Genomic DNA, 21,592 nt, shown 5'->3' with positions numbered 1-21,592 from the left:
TCCGGGCGCGGTCACAGACTCAGCTCCGGGTGAAGCCGGTCCAGCGTCCACACCTGCTTGCGGCGGGCGGAGAGGGCCGTCAGGGCCAGCGCACCGGCCGAAAAGGCCAGCAGCACCGCACACGCCTGCCACACCGGACCGAGTCCGCCGCCCGTGATGAGCCTGCGCAGCGCCTCGACGACATAGGTCATCGGCAGGAACGGGTGGATGGCGTTGAAGAAGCCGGGACTCGTCTGGACCGGGTAGGTGCCGCCCGCCGATGTCAGCTGGAGCATCAGGACCGCGAGCACCAGGATCCGGCCGGCCGCGCCGAAGCGGGCGTTGAGCCACTGGATGATCGCGGCGAAGCAGCAGGTGACGAGGGCCAGGAAGGCGACGGTGCCCGCGGCGTGGGCCGTCTTCAGCCCGAGACCCCAGTGCAGGACGGACATCAGCGCCGCGACCTGGAGCAGACCGATCGCCGCCACCGGAAGCAGCCCGGCCAGGGCGATCCGCCAGGCCGACGCCCCGGTGGACAGGGCCCGGCGGTTGAGCGGCTGAATGATCATGTAGGCGACCATCGCGCCGACCCAGAGGGAGAGCGGGATGAAGTACGGGGCGAATCCGGTGCCGTAATTGGGCGCCGGGTGCAAGGACTTGCCGGCCAGCCGGACCGGGTCGGCCATCACCTCGGTGCGGCGGTCGCGGTCCTTCTTGTCGTAGTCCGGGATCTTGTGGACGCCGTCGCTGAGCCCGACCGCCAGCTCTGACGACCCGTCGGCGAGCCGGAACAGCCCCCCGTCCAGCTCGCCCGCGCCCTTCTTGAGCTTGCCGACCCCGGCGTCGAGGTCGGTGGATCCCTTCTTGGCGGTGGTGAGGCCGGTGTGCAGCCGGTTCGCGCCCTTGGCGACCTTGTGGGCGGCCGTGTTGAGCTCGTTGATCTTGCCGACGGCGTACTCCAGGTCCTCGTCCAGCTTCGGAGCGCGCCGGGCCAGGTCGTCTGCCTTCTTCTCGAGATCGGTGAGGTTCTTCTTCAGTGTCTTGAGGTCGCCGTTGCTGTTGCCGATCAGCACGTTGACGTCGTCGGCGATCTTGGCGACGTCCGCCGCCGTGTCCTTGGCGTGCTTCAGCTCGGGGCACGCCTTCGCATCGGGCAGCAGGGCCTGTTCGCACTGCGTCCGGTGGATCTCGCTCAGCGCGTCGGCGGCCTTGTGCGCGCGGAGCGCGGCGCCGGGGGCCCGTTCGGTCAGGAGGCCGAGATTGCGCTGGACGGCCCGCGAGGAGTCGGCCACAAGCCGGGCCGTGTCACCGATCGACTTCCCGTTGTCCTTCAGGTACGGACGCGCCTTGGCGGCGTAGCCGTTGACCTTGTCGGCGAGTACCTGCGTGCCGTCGGCGACCTGACGGGAGCCGTTCTCCAGCTCGCCGGAGCCCTTGTGGAGCTTCGTGATGCCCCCCGCGAGCTTGCCGCTGCCGTCCTTCGCGTCCTTCAGGCCGTCCGCGAGGTCCTCCGAGCCCTTCTTTGCCTTCCCGACACCGTTCTTGAGCTTGTCGGCGCCCTTCGCCGCCTTCTCCGTCGCCTCATGGATGTCGGAGAAGGAGATGAAGATGCGGTCGAGGAACGACCGTGAGGCATTGGTCGAGGCGGCTGTGCGCACCTCGGAGAAGACCGTCCGCGAGATCTGCCCGACGATGTAGTTGTTCGCGTCGTTCGTGCGGACCTGGAGGGCGCCGGTCTCGGGGGAGTCGCCCGAACTGGAGGCGATGCGCCGGCTGAAGTCCTCCGGCATGGTCAGCGAGAGGTAGTACGTGCCGTCCTCGACACCCCGGCGGGCCTCGGCGTCGTCGACCTCGTGCCACTCGAAGACGTCGCTGTCGAGCAGGCCCTTGGTGATTTCGTCACCGGCGGCGATCCTCTTGCCGGACGCGGTGGCGCCCTTGTCGTCGTTGACGAGAGCGGCGGGAATCCTGTCGAGCCTGCCGTACGGGTCCCAGAAGGACCACAGGTAGAGGGCGCCGTAGAGCAGCGGCAGCAGCATGACCGCGACGATCGCGGCGGCCGGGAGCTTGCCCCGCCCGAAGCGCTTCAGCTCAAGCGCGGCCAGTTTCGGCGATCGCATCGGACGCCCCCTCCTCGTCGGTGTCCACGGCGGTGCTTTTGTCGGTGTCTTCTTCAGTGCTCGTGGCGGGGCCCATGCCGGTGCCCGTCTCGGTGCCGACGTCGTGGCCGGTGTCCTTGCCGGTCTCTTCGGCCGGGCTCCTGCCGGTGCTCTCGGTGGGGATCTTGCCGGTCTCGATGCCGACGTCGGCCTCGTCCTCGTTGTCGTCCGAGCCGGTCCCGGTGGGCCGGGTGCGTACGACGACGGCGCCCTCCGGCGCCTCGCCGCACACCGCGACCACGGTCGTGCCGCTGTCAGCGACCGAGCGCAACAGGTCCCACGCAGCGGCCCGTTCGGTGTCGGAGAGCTTGAGGCCCACGTCGTCGACCGCGAGCAGTCGGGGGCCGCCGATCAGCGCCAGGGCCACGGAGAGCCGCAGCTCCTCGAGCCGCTCGAGATCGCGTACGGCCGTGCGTTCCCGCTTCGGCAGCGTCGTGAGATCGAGTCCGGCGGCTGCCAGTGCCTCCTCGACCCGCTCCGCCGCGGCGGCCGTCCGCTCGGCCCGCGGCCGGAACAGGGCCCGGACCGAACCGTCGAAGCGCCTCTGCAGCAGCGCGCGTTCGCGCAAATGTTCCGCGACGGTGAGCGCCGGATCGAGATCGCTGACACCCGGCACCGGACCGAGCGCGCTGATCCGGCGCACCGCGGCCATCCTGCGCGGCAGTTGCAGGCCGGCGACCTCCGCATGGCCTTCCGTGGGGCGCATCCGTCCGGTCAGCGCGAGGAGCAGGCAGGTGCGTCCGGTGCCCGACGGCCCCTCGATCGCGACGAGGGTGCCGGGCTCCGCCTCGATGTCCACCGAGCGGAAGGCCCACCCGCGCGGGCCTCTCAGCCCGAAGTCTTTGGCGCTCATGGCCGCGCCCTGAGGGCCGTCCATCTGCCCCACCCCGATCCCCATCCCGGTCCCTCCGCCGCGCAGTTTTGCACTGACCAGTCAGTTCAAAAACTACCTCCGAACCCTTGATCGATGCAAAAGGCCAGGTCAGGGCCGATTGTCAGTGGGTGCCTCCACGATGGACACATACGGCCACAGCGCCGTCACACGACGACAGGAGGCTCGTCATGGCCAGCTACTCAGCAGCCGCCACTCACCGGCGCCGCGCCACCGGCCCTGCCCCCTCATCGACCGGCCCGGCACACGACGTGCATCCCGTCCTGCGCCGGTCCTCCGCGCCACCCGCCGCCCTCGATCTGCTCGCCCAGGCCCGCAGCGGACTCGAGGAGGCCGCGACCCTGGACCAGCCGAACGAGCGGTACGCCACGGCACATCTGGCCGCCCTGCGCACGGCCGCCGCGGTGCTCGCCGCCCGCGGCCGCCCCGAGACCGGCACGCGGCGCAGGCAGCGCATCCGCAGCGCCTGGGAGGTGCTGCCCGAGATAGCGCCGGAGCTGTCCGAATGGAGCCTGCTCTTCGCCTCGGGCGCCGAGCGCCGGGCCCGCGCAGAGGCCGGCATACGGGGCGCGGCCAGCCATCGCGACGCCGACGACCTTCTCAGGGACGCGGCCATGTTCCTGCGCCTCGTGGAGCGCCTGCTCGTGCTCCAGCCGGCCCTGCCCCGGCCCAGGGTGTCCCAGCCGGACCAGGAAATGCCGAAGGGCGGGACGGCGACGCGGCGAGGGGATGTCGCTGGATGACGGATGCGAGCGGGGGAGCGGTCTGACCGGGGGACCGGTCGGCAGGCGGACGTAGCTCCGCCGGGAGACCGTCCGGGGCCGCCGCAACCGCCACGGTGCCGGGCGGAGACGCGAGGACTCGGCGGGCAGTCGGTGCCGCGGGCCGCAGGCACGGCCTACGGGGCGTGGACGGGCCGGCTCGGTAGTCGGTGCGGGCCCGCCGGGACCGGCTACGGTGCGGGGCGCGGACGGGCGGGCTCGGCGGCGCGGGCACCGGTCCCGCAGGCACCGGGCGGCCACGGTCCGGTTGCTCAGCGGGCATTCGGTGCGGGTCCCGCAGGCGGGCCACGTCCGGGACGCGGACGGGTGGGTTCAGCGGGCAGTCGGAACCAGGCCGGAGGGCGGGCATGGTCCGCCGGAGACGGGCGGGGTGCCGTCCAGGGGAGGCGGGACGAGACGGAACGTCGGCCCGGGCCGCGGAGGCAATAGGGTGGGAGCAGGCCAACCAGCACATCGCCCGAGGAGCCAACTGCCGTGTCGGAACCGTCCCCCACCGGTGGGGAGACCCCACCGCGCCCCTCTCGCGCCTCTCTCCGTACCGCCGTGGTCTGGGACGTCCTGAGGGACGCCCTGGACCGCCGGGTCAAGGCGACCGGGACGGACTCGCTGGACATCCTCGACACCGGCGGCGGCACCGGGAACTTCGCCGTGCCCGCCGCCCAGCTCGGCCACCGGGTCACCGTCGTGGACCCCAGCCCCAACGCCCTCTTCGCGCTCGAGCGCCGGGCGGCGGAGGCCGGGGTCGCCGAGCGGGTGCGCGGCGTCCAGGGCGACATCCACGGCCTCTTCGACGTGGTCGAGCGCGGCGGCTACGACGCCGTCCTCTGCCACGGCGTGCTCGAATACGTCGACGACCCGGCCGAGGGCGTGCGCAACGCGGTGGAGGCGCTCAGGCCCGCCGGAGCGCTCAGCCTGCTCGCCGCCGGGCTGGGCGGCGCCGTCCTCGCACGCGCCCTCGCAGGGCACTTCAGCGAGGCCCGCCAGGCGCTGAGCGACCCCGACGGCCGCTGGGGCACGGGTGACCCGGTGCCCCGCCGCTTCACGGCCGAGCAGCTCACCGAGCTCGTCGCACAGGCCGGTGTCGAAGTCGGTGCGGTGCACGGAGTGCGGGTCTTCGCCGACCTCGTACCCGGCGTTCTCGTGGACACCGAACCGGGTGCGCTGGACGCGCTTCTGAAGCTGGAAGCCGCCGCCGCGGAACTACCGGCCTTCCATTCCGTCGCGACCCAGCTGCACGTCCTGGGCGAGAAGCGCGGCTGATCAGCGGCGCAGCCGCAGATGGAGTACGCCACAGACCCTCCGTCGTCGGGCTTCGCACCGTATGATCGGGGGACACCATCCGGCATGACGGATCGGAGGTTGGGGAATCTACGCCTCAGCACCCCGATCGGGCATGGCGGCCCGGAGGGCGTTTTGCGAGAGGGCGGGTTTCACGGGGGCGAATCCCTGCCTATCCTGGAAGGGCCGCATACCGGTCGCCCCCGCGACCGACGACGAGGAGGACTCCGTGCCGCTCTCGGAGCACGAGCAGCGAATGCTCGAGCAGATGGAGCGAGCGCTGTACGCCGAAGATCCCAAGTTCGCGACAGCGCTCGAGGGAAGCGGGCTGCGTACGTACACCCGGCGACGGGTCTACCAAGCAGTCGCAGGCTTCCTGGTGGGTATCGCGCTCCTCATGGCCGGAATGGTCGCCCAGCAGATCTGGATCAGTGTGGTGGGCTTCCTGGTGATGCTCGGCTGTGCGGTTCTCGCGGTCACGGGCTGGCGCAAGGCGCCGAAGCCAGGTGAACAGCAGCAGACAGCCGGCGGACACGGTCGCCGGCACTCGCACCAGCGCAGATCCGTGATGGACCGGATCGAACAGCGGTGGCAGCGCCGCCGCGACGAGCAGGGCGGTCACTGAGCCGTCCGGTCCCGATCGGACGACGAGCGGACCTCCGGCCCATAAGTTCGGAGTACGAGTGAGGGGCGACGCTTTCGAGCGTCGCCCCTCACTCATGTTCCCGCCTCGTGGCCCGGGAACATGCCTCTGGCTCAGAGCCGAGTGAAGGCTCGCGGTCGACGCGGCGTGCTCAGCGCGCCCGAGCGCCGGTCCGGTCCGTGGCGTGGGGTGGCGTGGCGTGGCCGAGCGCCGGCGGTGCCCGGCCGCCTCCGCGTCTGCTTTGAGGTAGGCGGGCCGGTGCCTGTGCGCGCGCCGGCGAGAGCTCGCCTGGCGCCCCACCGCCCCGCCCGGCGCACCACCGCCCCTGCCGGGCCCGTGGCGAACGGGCCCGGCAGGGGCGGTGACGGTCAGGCGGGGAGTCAGCCGCGCTGGCGGGTCGGGCGGCGGCGCAGGAACGCCGTCCACCGGTCGAGCCGCAGCCGCCGCACGTTCCACCGGTCCGTGAAGGCCGACCAGCGTTCCGACAGGGCCCAGACGACCCGGACGGAGGAGCGGGGCAGCAGCAGCGCCCGCATCCGGGTCCGGAACCCCACCGCGCGGATCAGACCGGCCTGGATCTGCCGCGCGTCGTCCGCGAGGCCCGTGCCGGCCCTCGGGACCGGCGCGTACAGGACCTGCTCCACGGAGCGGGCCACCCGGTGCACGGCCGCCGCCGGCTCGTCCTCCAACTTGCCCAGCCTGACGATGCGCGCCGCCGCCTTGCGAGGTGTCAGCGACTCGTCGGGGAGGATGCCGACGTCCCACGCGGAGTCGGTTACCTCCTGCCAGGCGGCCAGCGTCCGGCCCGGATCGTCCACGGCCGTGCGGCCGGCGCCCCCGCCGTCCGCGTCCAGGGACGCGGCGGAGGCTCCCGGTGAGCCCGGAGCCGGACCCCCACCCGTCGAACGCCCATCGCCCTCGGCCGGCCGACGCACAGTCACACCCAGCCGCCGGGACCTGGTCACGAGCCGCCACAGCAACGGCACGGCCAGCAGCAACAGACCGCCCACGATTCCGCCGGTCACCAGCAGCACCGTGCCCAGCGACGAGTCGTCGGCCGTCGGCGGCTGGACGTCACGTGGGTCGGCCGCGCCGCACTCGCCGAGCTGCCGCTCCTGACGGGGGCAGGCGTCGTCCTCGGGCCGGTTCGACTGCTCGGGGGCCGCGGAGCTGCCCTCCTCCGGCCGAGCCGGGTCGGAGGCGCCGCCCGAAGGCGTCTGCTCCTGGGTGTACTCGGGCCGGAAGCCGCGGCTCGGCGTCGGCTCGAAGCGGGTCCACCCCACACCCTCGAAATACAGCTCGGGCCAGGCGTGGGCGTCCCGCAGGCCGACCGACACCGTGCCGTCCGACTGCGTGGTGCCGGGCTGGAAGCCCACCGCGACGCGGGCCGGGATGCCGAGGGTGCGGGCCATCGCCGCCATCGAGAAGGAGAAGTGGACGCAGAAGCCCTCCTTCTGCTTCAGAAAGCGGCTGATCGCGGTGACGCCCGTACCCGACCGGACGTCGGTGTTGTACGTGAAGCCGCCGGTGTCCGCGAACCACTCCTCGAGTTTCTCCGCACGCTCGTAGTCGTTCGCCGCGCCCCTGGTCACCGTGGCCGCGGTCTGCCGGACGTCGCCGGGCAGCGCGTCGGGGACACGGGTGTACTCCTGAAGGAGCGCGGCGGGGGGAGCGGGAGCGTCCGCCAGTTGCTCCTGCGTCGGCTTCACGATCAGGCTGTTGACCGAGTACTGGGTGCCCGCCGTCGTCTGCCCCCGGTCGCCGACCAGCGTCCGGCCCGCGGGCTCGTAGCGCCAGCGGCCGTCGATGGCGACCGCCGTCGCCGGATAGGGCATCGGCAGCCAGTCCTGCTTGTACGACCCGGCCGCCGACAGGTTCGTCCTGACCTCGGTGACCTGGACGGAGGGGCTCAGCCCGACCGGCTCCGGCAGCCGCTCCGGCACACCCGTGACCTTGCGCTGCGACGAGCGCCATGATGTGCCGTCGAACCGGTCCAAGGACAGGATCCGCAGATACATGTCCTGGTTGTCCGGCGCGTTGCTGCGGTAGCGCAGCACCTCGCGGTTCTGGGGCTGGTTCAGGTTGTCCTGCAGGGAGACCAGCGGATTGACGGCCGAGATCGTGCCTCCGCCGCCACCGGGGCCGCCACCGGGGCCGTTACCCACCCCGCCGATCAGTCCGCCGTCCAGGGCGGGCAGTGCCGCCGGCACGACGAGGGCGACACCCAGCGCGAGGACGCCGATCCTGCGGCCGGCCCTGACCGGTGCCTGCGGGCGGCCCTCCGTCGGGTCGAAGCCACCCTTGGAGCGGTTGCGGGTGCCCGCGCCGCCGCCGAAGACGCGGCCCCACTGGGACAGCCGGTCACGGCCCTCGGCGAGCAGCATCAGCAGGTAGCCGGACGCGGCCAGCAGGAACCACAGCCAGCTCGCCTCGCCGCCGGAGAGCCCCGCGGCCACGGAGTAGAGCGCCAGCAGCGGAAGACCGGCGGGGGCGGCGCTGCGGAACGTCACCGCGAGCGCGTCCACCGCGAGGCCGATCACCAGCACGCCGCCGATCACCATCAGCCTGATGCCGTCGGTGGCCGGGGCGGGAATCGCGTACTTGCCGACGTCGTCCGCACCGGCGCGCAGCAGCTCGCCGAAGTGGACGAACGCGTCCGGTCCCGGCAGCACCCCGAGGAACGCCTGGCCCCGGACGAAGACCACGGTGAGCAGCAGCAGGGTGACCAGAGTCTGCAGCGCCACGGTCAGCGGCCGGGGCAGCGGGACCCGGCGGGCGAGCGCGCCCACCACGGTCTGAATCGCCAGCAGGAATCCGGCCTGGAACAGCCAGTTGGGCGGATCGACCAGCGGCAGCAGGGCTCCCGCCGCCATCAGCGTGGCGGCGAAGGCACACACCGCGAGCCGTGCGCGACCGCTCATGACCAACCTCCCGGCGAACCGTACGTGCCTGCGCCGGACGCCTCGACGCGTTCCCGTGCCGCCTGCTGCCAGAGATCCGTGAGCCGTGCGCCGGGCGTCACCGGGAGGGCCGTCCAGCCCGACTCACGCAGCTGCCGGACCCGCTTCTCGAGCGGTCCCGGTGCGGCGCCGCCGCTCACCCATGTGCCGCTGTCGAGCACGAACGCGACCGCCGAGCCGCTGCGCTGACGCATCCGGGCCGCCAGTGCGGCCTGTTCGTCGTCCAGGTCGCCGAGGAAAGCGATCAGCAGACCCTCGCTCCCGCCGCGGAGCACGTCGAACGAACGGGAAAGGCCCGCACCGTCGGAGTGGTCGACGACGGCGAGCGTGTCCATCATCAGACCCGCGGAGTCGGCGGACTCCTGGGAGGAACCGGCGAACCCGTCCGCGCCCTCGCCGGGCACCGAGGTGCCGGTGTCGGTCAACAGCCGCACGGCGAAGCCGCGTTCCAGCAGGTGCATCAGCGCCGAGGCGGCGCCGGACACAGCCCACTCGAACGCCGAGTCGGGGCCCGCCCCCTGATAGGCCACGCGCCTGGTGTCCAGCAGCACGGTGCAACGGGGCCGCTGGGGCTGCTCCTCGCGCCGGACCATCAGCTCGCCGTAGCGGGCGGTGGAGCGCCAGTGGACCCGGCGCAGGTCGTCCCCGTAGCGGTAGGCACGGGGAATGATGTCGTCGTCGCCGGCGAGGGCGAGTGATCGCTGGCGGCCGTCGCCGTAGCCGGAGGCCTCGCCGGCCAGACGCACCGCGGGCAGCGACTCGGTGCGCGGAATGACCGTGAGGGTGTCGAAGGCGCTGAACGAACGGGTGAGCTCGCACATGCCGAACGGGTCCGTCAGCCGCAGCTGGAGCGGCCCCAGCGGGTAACGGCCCCGCAGGTCCGAGCGGACCCGGTACGAGACCTCGCGGCGGCCGCCCGCCTCGACCCGGTCCAGCACGAAGCGGGGCCGAGGCCCCAGCACGTACGGCACGTGGTCCTGGAGCATCAGCAGGCCCGTCGGCATCCGCGAGACGTTGTCCATCCGCAGATGGACGCGCGCCTCGGAACCGGCGGGCACCCTGGCGGGCGACAGTCTGCGGCTCGCGGCCACCCGGTAGCGGGTGCGGTAGAGGACGGCCACACAGATCAGCGGCAGCCCGGCGAGCAGCAGTCCGACGCGCAGCAGGTCGCTCTGGCCGAGCGCATAGGCGCAGACGGCCGCCGCCACGCCGGCCGCGAGGAAGGAGCGGCCGCGTGTGGTGAGTCCGCCGAGTGCCGCGCGCACTCCGCCGGCGCCCTTCGCGGCCGGGTCCGTCGAGGCGGCTCCGGCCGACATCACAGCCGCCGGGCGCCGGGCTGATGGCCGTAGAGCGGCGGCTGGGCCGTCCGGCCGGCCGTGTACGAACCGTCGGGGGTGCCGCTCGTCGGGACCGCTGTGCGTTGGACGATGTCCAGGACGACCTGCTCGGCGGTGCGGCGGTTCAGCTGGGCCTGCGCCGTGGGCAGCAGGCGGTGCGCGAGCACCTGCACGGCCAGTGCCTGCACGTCGTCCGGCAGGGCGTAATCGCGGCCGCTGAGCGCGGCGGACGCCTTCGCGGCGCGCAGCAGGTGCAGCGTGGCGCGCGGGGAGGCGCCCAGGCGCAGATCGGGGTGGCTGCGGGTCGCCGACACCAGCTCCACCGCGTAACGCCGCACGGACTCGGCGACGTGCACCGCGCGCACGGCCTCTATCAGCTTCACGATGTCGTGGGCGTGCGCCACCGGCTGCAGATCGTCGAGCGGTGACACACCGCCGTGGACGTCGAGCATCTGGAGTTCGGCGGCCGCGCTGGGGTAACCGATGGAGACGCGTGCCATGAAGCGGTCGCGCTGCGCCTCCGGCAGCGGGTAGGTGCCCTCCATCTCCACCGGGTTCTGGGTGGCCACCACCATGAAGGGGTTGGGCAGTTCGTAGCTGTGCCCGTCGATGGTGACCTGGCGCTCCTCCATCGACTCCAGCAGCGCCGACTGCGTCTTGGGCGACGCGCGGTTGATCTCGTCGCCGATCACGATCTGGGCGAAGATCGCGCCCGGCTTGAACTCGAACTCGCGCCGCTGCTGATCGAAGATCGACACACCGGTGATGTCCGACGGCAGCAGGTCCGGCGTGAACTGGATGCGCCGCACGGAGCAGTCGATGGATCTCGCCAGCGCCTTGGCCAGCATCGTCTTGCCCACGCCGGGAACGTCCTCGATAAGGAGATGTCCCTCCGCGAGCAACACAGTCAGCGAAAGCCGTACGACCTCCGGCTTGCCCTCGATCACGCTCTCGACCGACCTGCGGACATGATCCGCTGTGGTGGTCAGATCCGTGAGGCTCGCTCGATCGTCATAGGTCGTCACCCGGCCCTCCTCGGCCCGTTCAAAGGGCCGGCGCACTTCAGACGGCACGGCCCAACCCCGAAACATGGACGCCGCCTCCGGAAGGTCCGGAAGGGGGTCACACCCGCATTCTTGTTGGCGTTGCCGCGTTGTGTCACTCGCCTGTGGATAAGTGGGCGGGATATGTCGGGGTTGGGGTGCTATATCGCGTGCTCAGCTACTCACTCAGCGGGGTCGATCTCGCGGAGCAGGCCCGTGGTGACATCGAAGACGAAGCCGCGTACATCGTCGGCGTGCAGCAGGAACGGCGAGGTGCGCACCCGCTGCATCGACTGCCGGACGTCCTGGTCGACGTCGCGGAACGCTTCGACGGCCCACGCCGGCCGCTGCCCGACCTCCTCCTCCAGCTCGATGCGGAAGTCCTCCGTGATCGTCTCCAGACCGCAGCCGGTGTGGTGCACGAGGATCACGCTGCGGGTGCCGAGCGCGCGCTGGCTGATGGTGAGGGAGCGGATCACGTCATCGGTGACCACTCCGCCGGCGTTGCGGATCGTGTGGCAGTCGCCGAGTTCGAGTCCGAGCGCCGCGTGCAGGTCGAGACGGGCGTCCATGCAGGCGACCACGGCCACCTTGAGGACCGGGCGGGCGTCCATCCCCGGGTCCTGGAACTCCGCGGCGTAGCGCTGGTTCGCTTCGACGAGTCGATCAGTGACAGTGCCGCCGGTGCGTGCGGGAGCGGCGGCGGGCTGGTACGCAGAAGTCGACATGTCTCGAAGGTAGCGGTCACCGGCCGCACAGGCTCGGTGTGAGAGCGGACAAAAGAACGTCAACGACCCTTGCTGTGAGGTAACCCACAAGCCTGACACGGCGGGCCGCGCGACGCGCTGGCCGGTTGATTGACCGGCCGGAGCAGTGGACTAAAGTGACGCGAAGTTCACGGAGGCCGCCCACACACCCGACGGCCCCCCGCACATTCCCCGCGTGCGCGGCGTACGCACGGCCCGGCCATGACCCGCCCGCGCCGGATCTGAGAGGGCGCATGAGCCAGACCCGACACGTCCCGGTGATGCTCCAGCGGTGCCTGGACATGCTGGCCCCCGCCCTCCAGGCGCCCGGCGGAGTCGTCGTCGACTGCACCCTCGGCCTCGGCGGCCACAGCGAGGCCCTGCTCGAGCAGTTCCCGCAGACCCGCCTCGTCGCACTCGACCGGGACACGGAGGCCCTCCGTCTTTCCGGCGAGCGGCTGGCCCGGTTCGGTGAGCGGGCGACCCTGGTGCACGCCGTCTACGACGAGCTTCCCGACGTGCTCGCCCGCCTCGGGATTCCCCGCGTCCAGGGTGTGCTGTTCGACCTCGGCGTCTCCTCCATGCAGCTCGACGAGGCCGACCGCGGCTTCGCCTACGCCCAGGACGCCCCGCTCGACATGCGGATGGACCAGACGACGGGCATGAGCGCCGCCGAGGTCCTCAACACCTATCCCCCCGGCGAACTGGTGCGGATCCTGCGCGCCTACGGCGAGGAGAAGCAGGCCAAGCGGATCGTGTCCGCCATCGTGCGGGAGCGGGAGAAGGAACCGTTCACCAACAGCGCCCGGCTCGTCGAGCTCATCCGCGACGCGCTGCCGCAGGCCGCGAAGCGCACCGGCGGCAACCCGGCCAAGCGCACCTTCCAGGCTCTGCGCATCGAGGTGAACGGAGAACTGGCGGTGCTCGAGCGGGCCGTTCCCGCCGCGGTGTCCGCGCTCGCCGTCGGCGGGCGGATCGCTGTGCTGTCGTACCACTCTCTCGAGGACCGGCTGGTCAAGCAGGTGTTCGCGGCAGGCGCCGCGAACACCGCCCCGCCCGGCCTGCCCGTGGTGCCGGAGCAGTACCAGCCGCGGCTGAAGCTTCTGACCCGTGGGGCGGAGCTGCCCAGCGACGAAGAGATCGCCGAGAACCGCCGAGCGGCCCCGGCCCGTCTGAGGGGGGCGGAGCGCATCCGGGAGGACGTGGCGTGAGCACAGCGCGCGGGCGACTGCGCACGGCCGGCGGGGAAGAGAACCGGAGGACACCTTGAGCACAGCGGCCAAGCAACTGAAGGGAAGGGCCGTACGGCTCACGCGGCTGATGCCGTCGGGGCCGAGCACCGCGGCCCGTACCCCCTTCGTCCTGCTGGTCGTGCTCCTGCTGTCCGGTGGGCTGATCACACTCCTGCTGCTGAACTCCTCGCTCAGCCAGGGCTCCTTCGAGCTGAGCGAACTGAAGAAGAAGACCACCGAACTCACCGACGAGCAGCAGGCGCTCCAGCGGGACGTGGACCGTCACTCGGCCCCCGACGCCCTCGAGCGGCGCGCCCGTGAGCTCGGCATGGTCCCCGGCGGCGGCCCTGCCTTCCTCGGTCCGGACGGAAAGGTGCTCGGCGTACCGCGCAAGGCCACCGCGGAGCCCCTGCCGCCACCGGCGCAGCCCTCCACCGAGCCCTCCGCCGCAGCGCCGTCGCCGTCCGGGCCCCCGGCTGCCGCGCCGAGCGCCTCCGGGCAGGCGCCGTCGGCCTCCACCGGGACGCCGGGGCTCTCGGGACCGCCCGCCGCTCCCGGCTCCACCCCCTCCGTCCGTACGTCCCCGCAGCCGAACCCGACGATCCCCGGCAGGTGACGCAGTGCCCCCCAAGGAACCACCGCGGCGCCGGGTACCGGGCCCCGCCCGGCGGCCCTCCGCGCAGGCCCCCCAGCGCTCCGGTCAGCGGCCCGGTCAGCGGCCCGCCGCCCGCAGGCCGCAGCCCGGCCGACGCCCGGCGCCCCGGCGCGTACGGCTCGGCAATCCGCGCCCCCGGCTGAGACTGGTCAGCCTCGGCCTGACGCTGGTGATGCTCGCTTTCGTGGTGCGGCTGCTCCAGGTGCAGGCCGTCGACGCGAGCGCCTACGCGGCCAAGGCCGAGAAGAACCGCTACCTCAGCCGCAAACTCGCGGCCGAGCGGGGCGAGATCACCGACCGGGCCGGAGTCGCGCTCGCCACCAGCGTGGATGCCTACGACATCACGGCCGACCCGAAGATGTTCACGCCCGAGGACAGCAAGGCCCCCGACGCGCCGGAACAGGCGGCCCAACTGCTCGCGCCCATCCTCGGCAAGGAACCGGCCGAGCTCGCCGCGAAGCTCAAGAAGCCCGGCTCCCGATACGCCGTGCTGGCACGCCGCCAGACGCCGCAGGTGTGGAACCAGATCAAGGACCTCAAGAGCGTCTATGCGCAGAAGGCCTCCGCCGACAAGAGCAAGGGCGGTCCCGGGGCCAACGTGCTGGCCGGCGTCTTCCAGGAGCCCAGCAGCAAACGCGTCTATCCCAACGGCGATCTCGCCGCCGGAATACTGGGATTCGTGAACGCCTCGAACCGGGGCGGCGGGGGCATCGAGTCCATGCTCGACGAGACGCTCGCGGGCAAGGACGGCACCGTCACCTACACCCAGTCCGGCGGTCGCCGTGTCCCCACCGCCACCTCGCGCGAGGTCCCCGCGGTCCCCGGGTCCGATGTGGAACTGACCATCGACCGCGACATCCAGTGGGCAGCCCAGAAGGCCATCGAGGACCAGGTCGGCAAGTCGAAGGCCGACCGCGGCTACGTGATCGTGCAGAACACCCGCACCGGCGAGATCCTCGCCATGGCCAACGCCCCTGGCTACGACCCCAACGACCTCGGCCAGGCCACCTCCGCCACCCTCGGCAACGCGGCCCTTCAGGACGCGTTCGAACCGGGCTCCACCGCCAAGGTGGTGTCCATGGCCGCCGTGCTCGAGGAGAAGAAGGCCACCCCCGCGACGCACGTCGTCGTCCCCAACCGGCTCCACCGCGGCGACCGGCTCTTCAAGGACGACATCGACCACCCCACCTGGTACCTGACGCTCAACGGCGTCCTCGCCAAGTCCAGCAACATCGGCACGATCCTCGCCACCGGGCAGCTCGGCACGTCGCAGCCGGAGGCCAACAAGGTGCTCCACTCCTACCTGCGCAAGTTCGGCCTCGGCAGCCCCACCGGACTCGGTTATCCGGGCGAGACCCCGGGCATCCTCGCCCCGCCGAAGGACTGGTCCACCTCGCAGCAGTACACGATCCCCTTCGGACAGGGGCTGTCCGTCAACGCCGTACAGGCGGCCTCCGTGTACTCCACCGTCGCCAACGGCGGCGTGCGCATCGAACCAACCCTCGTGCGCGGCACCAGGGGCCCCAACGGCCGCTTCACCCCCGCCGAGGAGCCGGAGAGGACCAGGGTCGTCAGCGAGAAGACCGCCGACACCCTCGCGACCATGCTCGAGTCCGTCGTCGACGACGAGGAGGGCACCGGAACCAAGGCCCGCATCCCCGGCTACCGCGTCGCAGGCAAGACCGGAACGGCGAACCGGGTCGACCCCGAACTCGGCGTCTACAAGGGCTACACCGCCTCGTTCGCCGGCTTCGCACCGGCCGACGACCCCCAGATCACCGTCTACTGCGCCATCCAGAACCCCACCAAGGGGAGCTACTTCGGCGGCCAGATCTGCGGTCCCATCTACCAAAAAGTCATGGAGTTCGCGCTGAAGACCCTGCAGGTCGCTCCGACCGGCAAGGGCCCTGCCAGGCTGCCCGTGACCTTCGAACCCGGCGAGTGACCGGAGGTACCCAGTGACGACGATCACCCCCGATCCCGGGAACCGGCCAGGGGAGCGCCCCTCATTTTCGCCCGGGCCCGGTGCGCCCGGTACGCTCACCGCCGTGCCACAAGCTGATCAGTACCGAACCGCCCCGCAGGACGCCCCCGCGAAACAGACGGGAGCGCCCCGTCCGGAACGGCCCCGCCCGACGAAGCTCGCGGAGCTCGCGGCACGGCTGGGGGTGCAGTCGCCGGGTGCCGCGGAGATCACCGGCATCACCCATGACTCCCGGGCGGTACGCCCGGGTGACGTCTACGCCGCCCTGCCCGGCGCCCGCTTCCACGGGGCCGACTTCGCCGCCCAGGCCGCCGACCTCGGCGCGGCCGCCATCCTCACCGACGAGAGCGGTGCAGAACGCGCCGCCGCGACCGGCCTCCCGGTTCTCGTCACGGAGAATCCGCGCGGCCGGATGGGCGAACTCGCCACCGAGATCTACGGGCACCCCGGCGACGACCTGCTCCAGATCGGCATCACCGGCACCTCGGGCAAGACCACGACCGCCTATCTCGTCGAGGGCGGCCTCAAGGCGGCCGGCCGTTCCACGGGCCTCATCGGCACGGTCGAGATGCGGATCGGCGACGAGCGCATCAAGTCGGAGCGCACCACCCCCGAGGCCACCGACCTTCAGGCGCTGTTCGCGGTCATGCGTGAGCGCGGCGCCGACGCGGTCGCCATGGAGGTCTCCAGCCACGCCCTGGTGCTCGGCAGGGTCGACGGCTGTGTCTTCGACATCGCCGTCTTCAACAACCTCAGCCCCGAGCACATGGAATTCCACTCCGACATGGAGGACTACTTCCAGGCGAAGGCGCAGCTGTTCACGCCGCTGCGCAGCCGGAAAGCGGTCGTCAACTTCGACGACGAGTACGGCCGCAGGCTCGTCGACGAGGCCACCGTGCCCGTGACCACCTTCTCCGCGGAGGGCCACCCGGACGCCGACTGGCGGGCCGAGGACGTCGAAGTCACCGCAGTCGGCTCCACCTTCACCGCGGTGGGCCCGGCTGGCGAGCGGGTACGCGCCCAGGCGCCGCTGCCCGGGCCCTTCAACGTGGCCAACGCACTGGCCGCCGTCGTCACGCTCGCCGTCGCCGGGCTCGACCCGCAGACCTCGGCCGACGGCATCGCCGCAGTGCCCGGTGTGCCCGGCCGGCTCGAGCGCGTCGACGCGGGCCAGCCGTACCTGGCGGTCGTGGACTACGCCCACAAGACCGATGCCGTGGAGTCCGTGTTGCGCTCCCTGCGCAAGGTCACCAAGGGCAAGGTCCACATCGTGCTCGGCTGCGGCGGCGACCGTGACAAGACCAAGCGCGGCCCCATGGGCGCGGCCGCCGCGCGGCTGGCCGACACCGCCGTGCTGACCTCCGACAACCCGCGCGGCGAGGACCCGCTCGCGATCCTCGCCACGATGCTGGCGGGTGCCGCGGAGGTGCCGGTCCACGAGCGCGGCGACGTGATGGTCTACGAGGACCGTGCGGAGGCGATCGCCGCCGCGGTCGCCCGTGCCGAGGCCGGCGACACCGTGCTCGTCGCGGGCAAGGGCCACGAGCAGGGCCAGGACATCGCCGGTGTGGTCCGCGCGTTCGACGACCGTCAGGTACTGCGCGCCGCTATCGAACGCGCTGTCGGCACCGCCGCCAATAAGAATCAGGGATGACCCAGTGATCGCCCTCTCCCTCGCCGAGATCGCCGAAATCGTCGGCGGGCAGTCGCACGACATACCGGATCCGGCCACACTGGTCACCGGCCCCGTCGTCATCGACTCCCGGGCGGTCGAGCCCGGCAGCCTCTTCGCCGCCTTCCAGGGCGAGAAGGTCGACGGGCACGACTACGCGGAGCAGGCGGTGGCGGCCGGCGCGGCAGCCGTGCTGGCCACCCGCCCCCTCGGGGTGCCCGCGATCGTCGTCGACGACGTGCAGAGCGCCTTGGGGCGCCTGGCCCGTCGCGTCGTCGAGCGCCTCGGTACCAAGGTCGTCGCGCTGACCGGCTCGGCCGGAAAGACCAGCACCAAGGACCTGATCGCGCAGGTGCTCCAGCGCAAGGCACCCACCGTCTGGACACCCGGATCCCTCAACAACGAGATCGGACTGCCCCTCACCGCGCTGCGCGCCACCGAGGAGACCGAGCACCTGGTGCTCGAAATGGGAGCGCGCGGAATCGGCCACATCCGCTACCTCACCGAGCTGACCCCGCCCCGGATCGGTCTCGTGCTGAACGTCGGCACCGCCCACATCGGCGAGTTCGGCGGCCGCGAGCAGATCGCGCAGGCCAAGGGGGAGATGGTCGAGTCGCTTCCTCCGGGAGAGGAAGGCGGAGTCGCCGTCCTCAACGCCGACGACCCCTTGGTCCGTGCCATGGCCTCCCGTACAAAAGCCCGCGTGCTGCTGTTCGGTGAGGCCGACGACGCTGCCGTACGCGCCGAGAATGTCCGTCTCACCGAACTCGGACAACCCACTTTCACGCTCCACACACCCACCGGGTGCAGCGATGTGACCATGCGGCTGTACGGTGAGCACCACGTGTCGAACGCGCTCGCCGCGGCCGCCGTCGCCCATGAGCTGGACATGTCCGCCAGTGAGATCGCCCTCGCGCTCTCGGAGGCGGGCACCCTCTCCCGATGGCGTATGGAGGTCACCGAGCGTCCGGACGGCGTGACGGTCGTCAACGACGCCTACAACGCGAACCCCGAGTCCATGCGCGCCGCGCTGCGAGCGCTGGCCGCCATGGGCAAGGGACGTCGTACGTGGGCGGTGCTCGGGCAGATGGCCGAGCTCGGTGACGAAGCACTCGTCGAGCACGACGCGGTCGGGCGGCTTGCCGTCCGGCTCAACGTCGGCAAGCTCGTCGCGGTCGGGGGCAGGGAAGCGTCCTGGTTGCAGCTGGGCGCATACAACGAGGGTTCGTGGGGTGAGGAGTCGGTGCACGTGTCCGACGCGCAGGCGGCGGTCGACCTGTTGCGCAGAGAGCTGCGCCCGGGAGACGTCGTGCTGGTGAAGGCTTCCAGGTCGGTCGGTCTGGAGCGGATCGCACAAGCGCTGCTCGAGGGTCCCGAGGGTGAGGGTGCCGTCCGATGAGGCAGATCCTCTTCGCGGGAGCGATCGGTCTCTTCCTGACCCTGATCGGTACCCCACTGCTGATCAAGCTCCTGGCCCGCAAGGGATACGGGCAGTTCATCCGCGACGACGGCCCGCGCGGCCACGCCGGGAAGAAGGGCACGCCCACCATGGGCGGCATCTCCTTCATCCTGGCGACGCTCATCGCGTACGCGCTCGCCAAGGTGATCACCGGTGAGGACCCGACCTTCTCGGGTGTCCTGGTGCTCTTCCTCATGGCCGGAATGGGCCTGGTCGGCTTCCTCGACGACTACATCAAGATCGTCAAGCAGCGTTCGCTGGGTCTGCGGGCCAAGGCGAAGATGGCCGGCCAGCTGATCGTCGGCATCGCCTTCGCCGTGCTGTCACTGCAGTTCGCCGACCAGCGCGGCAACACCCCGGCCTCGACCAAGCTGTCGTTCATCACCGACTTCGGCTGGTCCATCGGCCCGGTGCTGTTCGTCGTCTGGGCGCTGTTCATGATCCTCGCGATGTCGAACGGCGTGAACCTGACGGACGGCCTGGACGGCCTCGCCACCGGCGCCTCGGTAATGGTCTTCGGCGCGTACACGTTCATCGGGCTGTGGCAGTTCCAGGAGTCCTGCGCCAACGCCGTGACCCTCACCAACCCCAACGCCTGTTTCGAAGTGCGAGATCCGCTCGACCTCGCGGTCGTCGCCTCCGCGCTGATGGGTTCCTGCTTCGGCTTCCTGTGGTGGAACACCTCTCCCGCCAAGATCTTCATGGGCGACACCGGCTCGCTCGCACTCGGCGGCGCACTCGCGGGCCTGGCGATCTGCTCCCGTACCGAATTCCTGCTCGCCCTCCTCGGCGGCCTGTTCGTTCTCATCACGATGTCCGTGGTGATCCAGGTGGGTTCGTTCAAGATGACGGGCAAGCGGGTCTTCAGGATGGCGCCGCTCCAGCACCACTTCGAACTGAAGGGGTGGTCCGAAGTCCTTGTGGTGGTCCGGTTCTGGATCATCCAGGGCATGTGCGTCATCGTGGGCCTCGGTCTCTTCTACGCGGGATGGGCAGCCGACAAGTGAGCGACTGGCAGGGCATGAACGTCACCGTCGCCGGCCTCGGCGTGAGCGGCGTCAGCGCCGCACGCGCCCTGGCCGGGCTCGGCGCGCGGGTCACCGTCGTGGACGGCGGATCCGGCGAGACGCACGAGGCGCGTGCGGCCGAACTGGCCGAAGCGGGCGTCGTCGTACGGCTCGGTGACGCCCGGACCCTGCCGGAGGGCACCGACCTGGTGGTCACCTCGCCCGGCTGGAAGCCGTCCAGCCCGCTGTTCGCCGCCGCGGCGGCCGCCGGAGTCGACGTCGTCGGCGACGTGGAGATCGCGTGGCGGCTGCGCGGCCCGGACGCTGCGCCGTGGTTGGCGATCACCGGCACCAACGGCAAGACGACCACGACCCGGATGCTCGCCTCGATCCTGACGGCCGCCGGTCTGCGGACGGCCGCGATCGGCAACATCGGCACACCGATCATCGATGTCGTCCTCGGCGACGAGCAATACGACGTGCTCGCCGTCGAGCTGTCCAGCTACCAGCTCCACTGGGCCCCCTCGCTGCGCGCGCACTCCGCCGCTGTGCTCAACCTCGCGCCCGATCACCTCGACTGGCACGGCTCCATGGAGGCGTACGCCGCCGACAAGGGCCGCATCTACGAGGGCAACACGGTCGCCTGCGTCTACAACGCCGCCGACCCCGCCACGGAGGAACTCGTGCGCGCCGCGGACGTCGAAGAGGGCTGCCGGGCCATCGGCTTCACCCTCGGGACGCCGGGACCGTCGCAACTGGGTGTCGTGGAAGGCATCCTGGTGGACCGAGCGTTCGTCGCCGACCGCCACAAGCAGGCGCAGGAGCTGGCCGAGGTCGCCGACGTGAACCCGCCGGCGCCGCACAACATCGCCAACGCCCTCGCGGCGGCGGCGCTGGCCCGCGCGTTCGGCGTCGAGCCGGCGGCCGTACGGGACGGACTGCGCGCCTTCCGGCCCGACGCGCACCGCATCGAGCACGTCGCCGAAGTGGCGGGCGTCGCCTACGTCGACGACTCCAAGGCGACCAACACCCATGCGGCGGAGGCCTCTTTGGCCGCCTACGAACCGATCGTGTGGGTCGCCGGGGGACTTGCCAAGGGCGCCACCTTCGACGAACTGGTCACCGCGTCGGCGAAGCGGTTGCGGGGCGTCGTCCTGATCGGCGCCGACCGCGCGCTGATCCGCGAAGCCCTGGCGCGACACGCGCCCGAGGTCCCGGTCGTCGACCTCGAGCGGACAGACACTGGGGCGATGTCCGCGGCGGTACGGGAGGCGGCCTCGCTCGCCCGGCCCGGAGACACGGTCCTGCTGGCACCGGCCTGCGCCTCGATGGACATGTTCACCAACTACAACGAGCGGGGCGAGGCCTTCGCGGAAGCGGTCCGGGCCCTCGCCGACGAGCACGCCTGACAGCCGCGAGGTCCGGCTGCCGCCGGGCACGACTGGAGGGGACAGCGACCATGCCGGCCACCGAGGGGCCCTTGGGCCCGGGAGACGCCCTCTCCGTCCCCGCCGCCGGGACCACCCCGCCACGACGGCCGGCCCGCGGCACCCGGGAAGGGCCCGCCACGGCGGCCCCGCACGCCACCGACGCCGCGGCGAGGACGACCGCGGACGATTCTCCCCTGCCGCCGGACCGTGCGTATGCGGACGCGGCCGGCGCCGGGTGGCCGGCGCCCCCGGCGGATGTGCCTGCCGTCCCGTCGGCCCCCGATACCCCCGAGAGGGGCACTCCTGCCCGCTGCGTGGCCCGCCCGGCCCGCCG

The 21,592-nt window shown here is 71.7% G+C and carries 16 protein-coding genes; 10 read left to right on the top strand and 6 right to left on the bottom strand.

The genetic code is table 11. The annotated features are described in order from the left end of the window. Nucleotides 1-11: 11 nt before the first annotated feature. Both MDN94_RS38495 and MDN94_RS38490 read right to left on the bottom strand, forming a co-directional pair. Nucleotides 12-2,099 carry a YhgE/Pip family protein gene (locus MDN94_RS38495; RefSeq protein WP_482730408.1) on the bottom strand — a complete coding sequence of 696 codons (2,088 nt, stop codon included), beginning with the start codon at nt 2,097-2,099 and terminating at the stop codon, nt 12-14. Beyond that, nucleotides 2,071-3,015, bottom strand: a complete 945-nt coding sequence (locus tag MDN94_RS38490) for an ATP-binding cassette domain-containing protein (protein WP_482730495.1) — start codon at nt 3,013-3,015, stop codon at nt 2,071-2,073. The genes MDN94_RS38495 and MDN94_RS38490 overlap by 29 nt, the downstream gene beginning before the upstream one ends. A 185-nt stretch (nt 3,016-3,200) precedes the next feature. Between MDN94_RS38490 and MDN94_RS38485 the strand changes: the two genes are divergently transcribed. From MDN94_RS38485 to MDN94_RS38475, 3 genes are all read left to right on the top strand, one after another. Next, the gene (locus MDN94_RS38485) at nt 3,201-3,773 is read left to right on the top strand and encodes an SAV_6107 family HEPN domain-containing protein (protein ID WP_482730407.1); all 573 of its coding nucleotides are present in this window, start codon (nt 3,201-3,203) and stop codon (nt 3,771-3,773) included. Nucleotides 3,774-4,355: 582 nt separating this feature from the next. Then, the gene (locus MDN94_RS38480; protein WP_441264461.1) at nt 4,356-5,072 is read left to right on the top strand and encodes a class I SAM-dependent methyltransferase; all 717 of its coding nucleotides are present in this window, start codon (nt 4,356-4,358) and stop codon (nt 5,070-5,072) included. Nucleotides 5,073-5,319: 247 nt separating this feature from the next. After that, complete coding sequence (locus tag MDN94_RS38475; protein ID WP_482730406.1) at nt 5,320-5,715, top strand: DUF3040 domain-containing protein; 396 nt, start codon at nt 5,320-5,322, stop codon at nt 5,713-5,715. A gap of 398 nt (nt 5,716-6,113) precedes the next feature. Here the strand turns inward: MDN94_RS38475 and MDN94_RS38470 are convergent, their stop codons facing one another. The 4 genes from MDN94_RS38470 to MDN94_RS38455 all read right to left on the bottom strand — a co-directional run bounded on the left by MDN94_RS38470 (nt 6,114) and on the right by MDN94_RS38455 (nt 11,801). Continuing rightward, on the bottom strand, nt 6,114-8,654 hold the full coding sequence (locus MDN94_RS38470; protein WP_482730405.1) for a transglutaminase TgpA family protein: 2,541 nt from the start codon (nt 8,652-8,654) through the stop codon (nt 6,114-6,116). Continuing rightward, entirely contained in the window at nt 8,651-10,009 is a 1,359-nt protein-coding gene (locus MDN94_RS38465; protein WP_482730404.1) for a DUF58 domain-containing protein, read from the bottom strand. Before MDN94_RS38465 ends, MDN94_RS38470 begins: the two co-directional genes overlap by 4 nt. Then, complete coding sequence (locus MDN94_RS38460) at nt 10,009-11,055, bottom strand: AAA family ATPase (protein ID WP_482730403.1); 1,047 nt, start codon at nt 11,053-11,055, stop codon at nt 10,009-10,011. The genes MDN94_RS38465 and MDN94_RS38460 overlap by 1 nt, the downstream gene beginning before the upstream one ends. A gap of 200 nt (nt 11,056-11,255) precedes the next feature. After that, the gene (locus MDN94_RS38455; protein WP_482730402.1) at nt 11,256-11,801 is read right to left on the bottom strand and encodes a beta-class carbonic anhydrase; all 546 of its coding nucleotides are present in this window, start codon (nt 11,799-11,801) and stop codon (nt 11,256-11,258) included. 272 nt (nt 11,802-12,073) lie between these two features. On the opposite strand from MDN94_RS38455, the gene rsmH reads away from it, so the two are divergent. From rsmH to murD, 7 genes are read left to right on the top strand one after another with little or no spacing between them, the layout of a single operon-like run. Beyond that, nucleotides 12,074-13,030, top strand: a complete 957-nt coding sequence (rsmH, locus tag MDN94_RS38450; RefSeq protein WP_482730401.1) for a 16S rRNA (cytosine(1402)-N(4))-methyltransferase RsmH — start codon at nt 12,074-12,076, stop codon at nt 13,028-13,030. A gap of 55 nt (nt 13,031-13,085) precedes the next feature. Continuing rightward, complete coding sequence (gene ftsL / locus MDN94_RS38445; RefSeq protein ID WP_482730400.1) at nt 13,086-13,667, top strand: cell division protein FtsL; 582 nt, start codon at nt 13,086-13,088, stop codon at nt 13,665-13,667. 4 nt (nt 13,668-13,671) lie between these two features. Continuing rightward, a complete protein-coding gene (locus MDN94_RS38440; RefSeq protein WP_482730399.1) occupies nt 13,672-15,651 on the top strand; it encodes a peptidoglycan D,D-transpeptidase FtsI family protein in 1,980 nt (659 codons plus the stop codon). Nucleotides 15,652-15,664: 13 nt separating this feature from the next. Further along, nucleotides 15,665-17,344, top strand: a complete 1,680-nt coding sequence (locus MDN94_RS38435) for a UDP-N-acetylmuramoyl-L-alanyl-D-glutamate--2,6-diaminopimelate ligase (RefSeq protein ID WP_482730398.1) — start codon at nt 15,665-15,667, stop codon at nt 17,342-17,344. A 4-nt stretch (nt 17,345-17,348) separates the two neighbouring features. Beyond that, nucleotides 17,349-18,761 carry a UDP-N-acetylmuramoyl-tripeptide--D-alanyl-D-alanine ligase gene (locus tag MDN94_RS38430; RefSeq protein ID WP_482730397.1) on the top strand — a complete coding sequence of 471 codons (1,413 nt, stop codon included), beginning with the start codon at nt 17,349-17,351 and terminating at the stop codon, nt 18,759-18,761. Continuing rightward, complete coding sequence (gene mraY, locus MDN94_RS38425; RefSeq protein ID WP_159692889.1) at nt 18,758-19,828, top strand: phospho-N-acetylmuramoyl-pentapeptide-transferase; 1,071 nt, start codon at nt 18,758-18,760, stop codon at nt 19,826-19,828. The genes MDN94_RS38430 and mraY overlap by 4 nt, the downstream gene beginning before the upstream one ends. Then, a complete protein-coding gene (murD, locus tag MDN94_RS38420; protein WP_482730396.1) occupies nt 19,810-21,237 on the top strand; it encodes a UDP-N-acetylmuramoyl-L-alanine--D-glutamate ligase in 1,428 nt (475 codons plus the stop codon). Before mraY ends, murD begins: the two co-directional genes overlap by 19 nt. Nucleotides 21,238-21,592: the final 355 nt, after the last annotated feature.

Source organism: Streptomyces sp. WAC00040, assembly GCF_056835925.1.
The sequence above is the reverse complement of the archived record's forward strand: the minus strand, read 5'-3'. Positions and strand labels throughout refer to the sequence as shown.

Excerpts from the sequence above, each read along its gene's own strand:
- murD (WP_482730396.1), top strand. The coding sequence starts at position 19,810 with ATGGGCAGCCGACAAGTGAGCGACTGGCAGGGCATGAACGTCACCGTC.
- mraY (WP_159692889.1), top strand. The coding sequence starts at position 18,758 with ATGAGGCAGATCCTCTTCGCGGGAGCGATCGGTCTCTTCCTGACCCTG.
- rsmH (WP_482730401.1), top strand. The coding sequence starts at position 12,074 with ATGAGCCAGACCCGACACGTCCCGGTGATGCTCCAGCGGTGCCTGGAC.
- MDN94_RS38455 (WP_482730402.1), bottom strand. The coding sequence starts at position 11,801 with ATGTCGACTTCTGCGTACCAGCCCGCCGCCGCTCCCGCACGCACCGGC.
- MDN94_RS38495 (WP_482730408.1), bottom strand. The coding sequence starts at position 2,099 with ATGCGATCGCCGAAACTGGCCGCGCTTGAGCTGAAGCGCTTCGGGCGG.
- MDN94_RS38470 (WP_482730405.1), bottom strand. The coding sequence starts at position 8,654 with ATGAGCGGTCGCGCACGGCTCGCGGTGTGTGCCTTCGCCGCCACGCTG.
- MDN94_RS38485 (WP_482730407.1), top strand. The coding sequence starts at position 3,201 with ATGGCCAGCTACTCAGCAGCCGCCACTCACCGGCGCCGCGCCACCGGC.
- MDN94_RS38490 (WP_482730495.1), bottom strand. The coding sequence starts at position 3,015 with ATGGACGGCCCTCAGGGCGCGGCCATGAGCGCCAAAGACTTCGGGCTG.
- MDN94_RS38465 (WP_482730404.1), bottom strand. The coding sequence starts at position 10,009 with ATGTCGGCCGGAGCCGCCTCGACGGACCCGGCCGCGAAGGGCGCCGGC.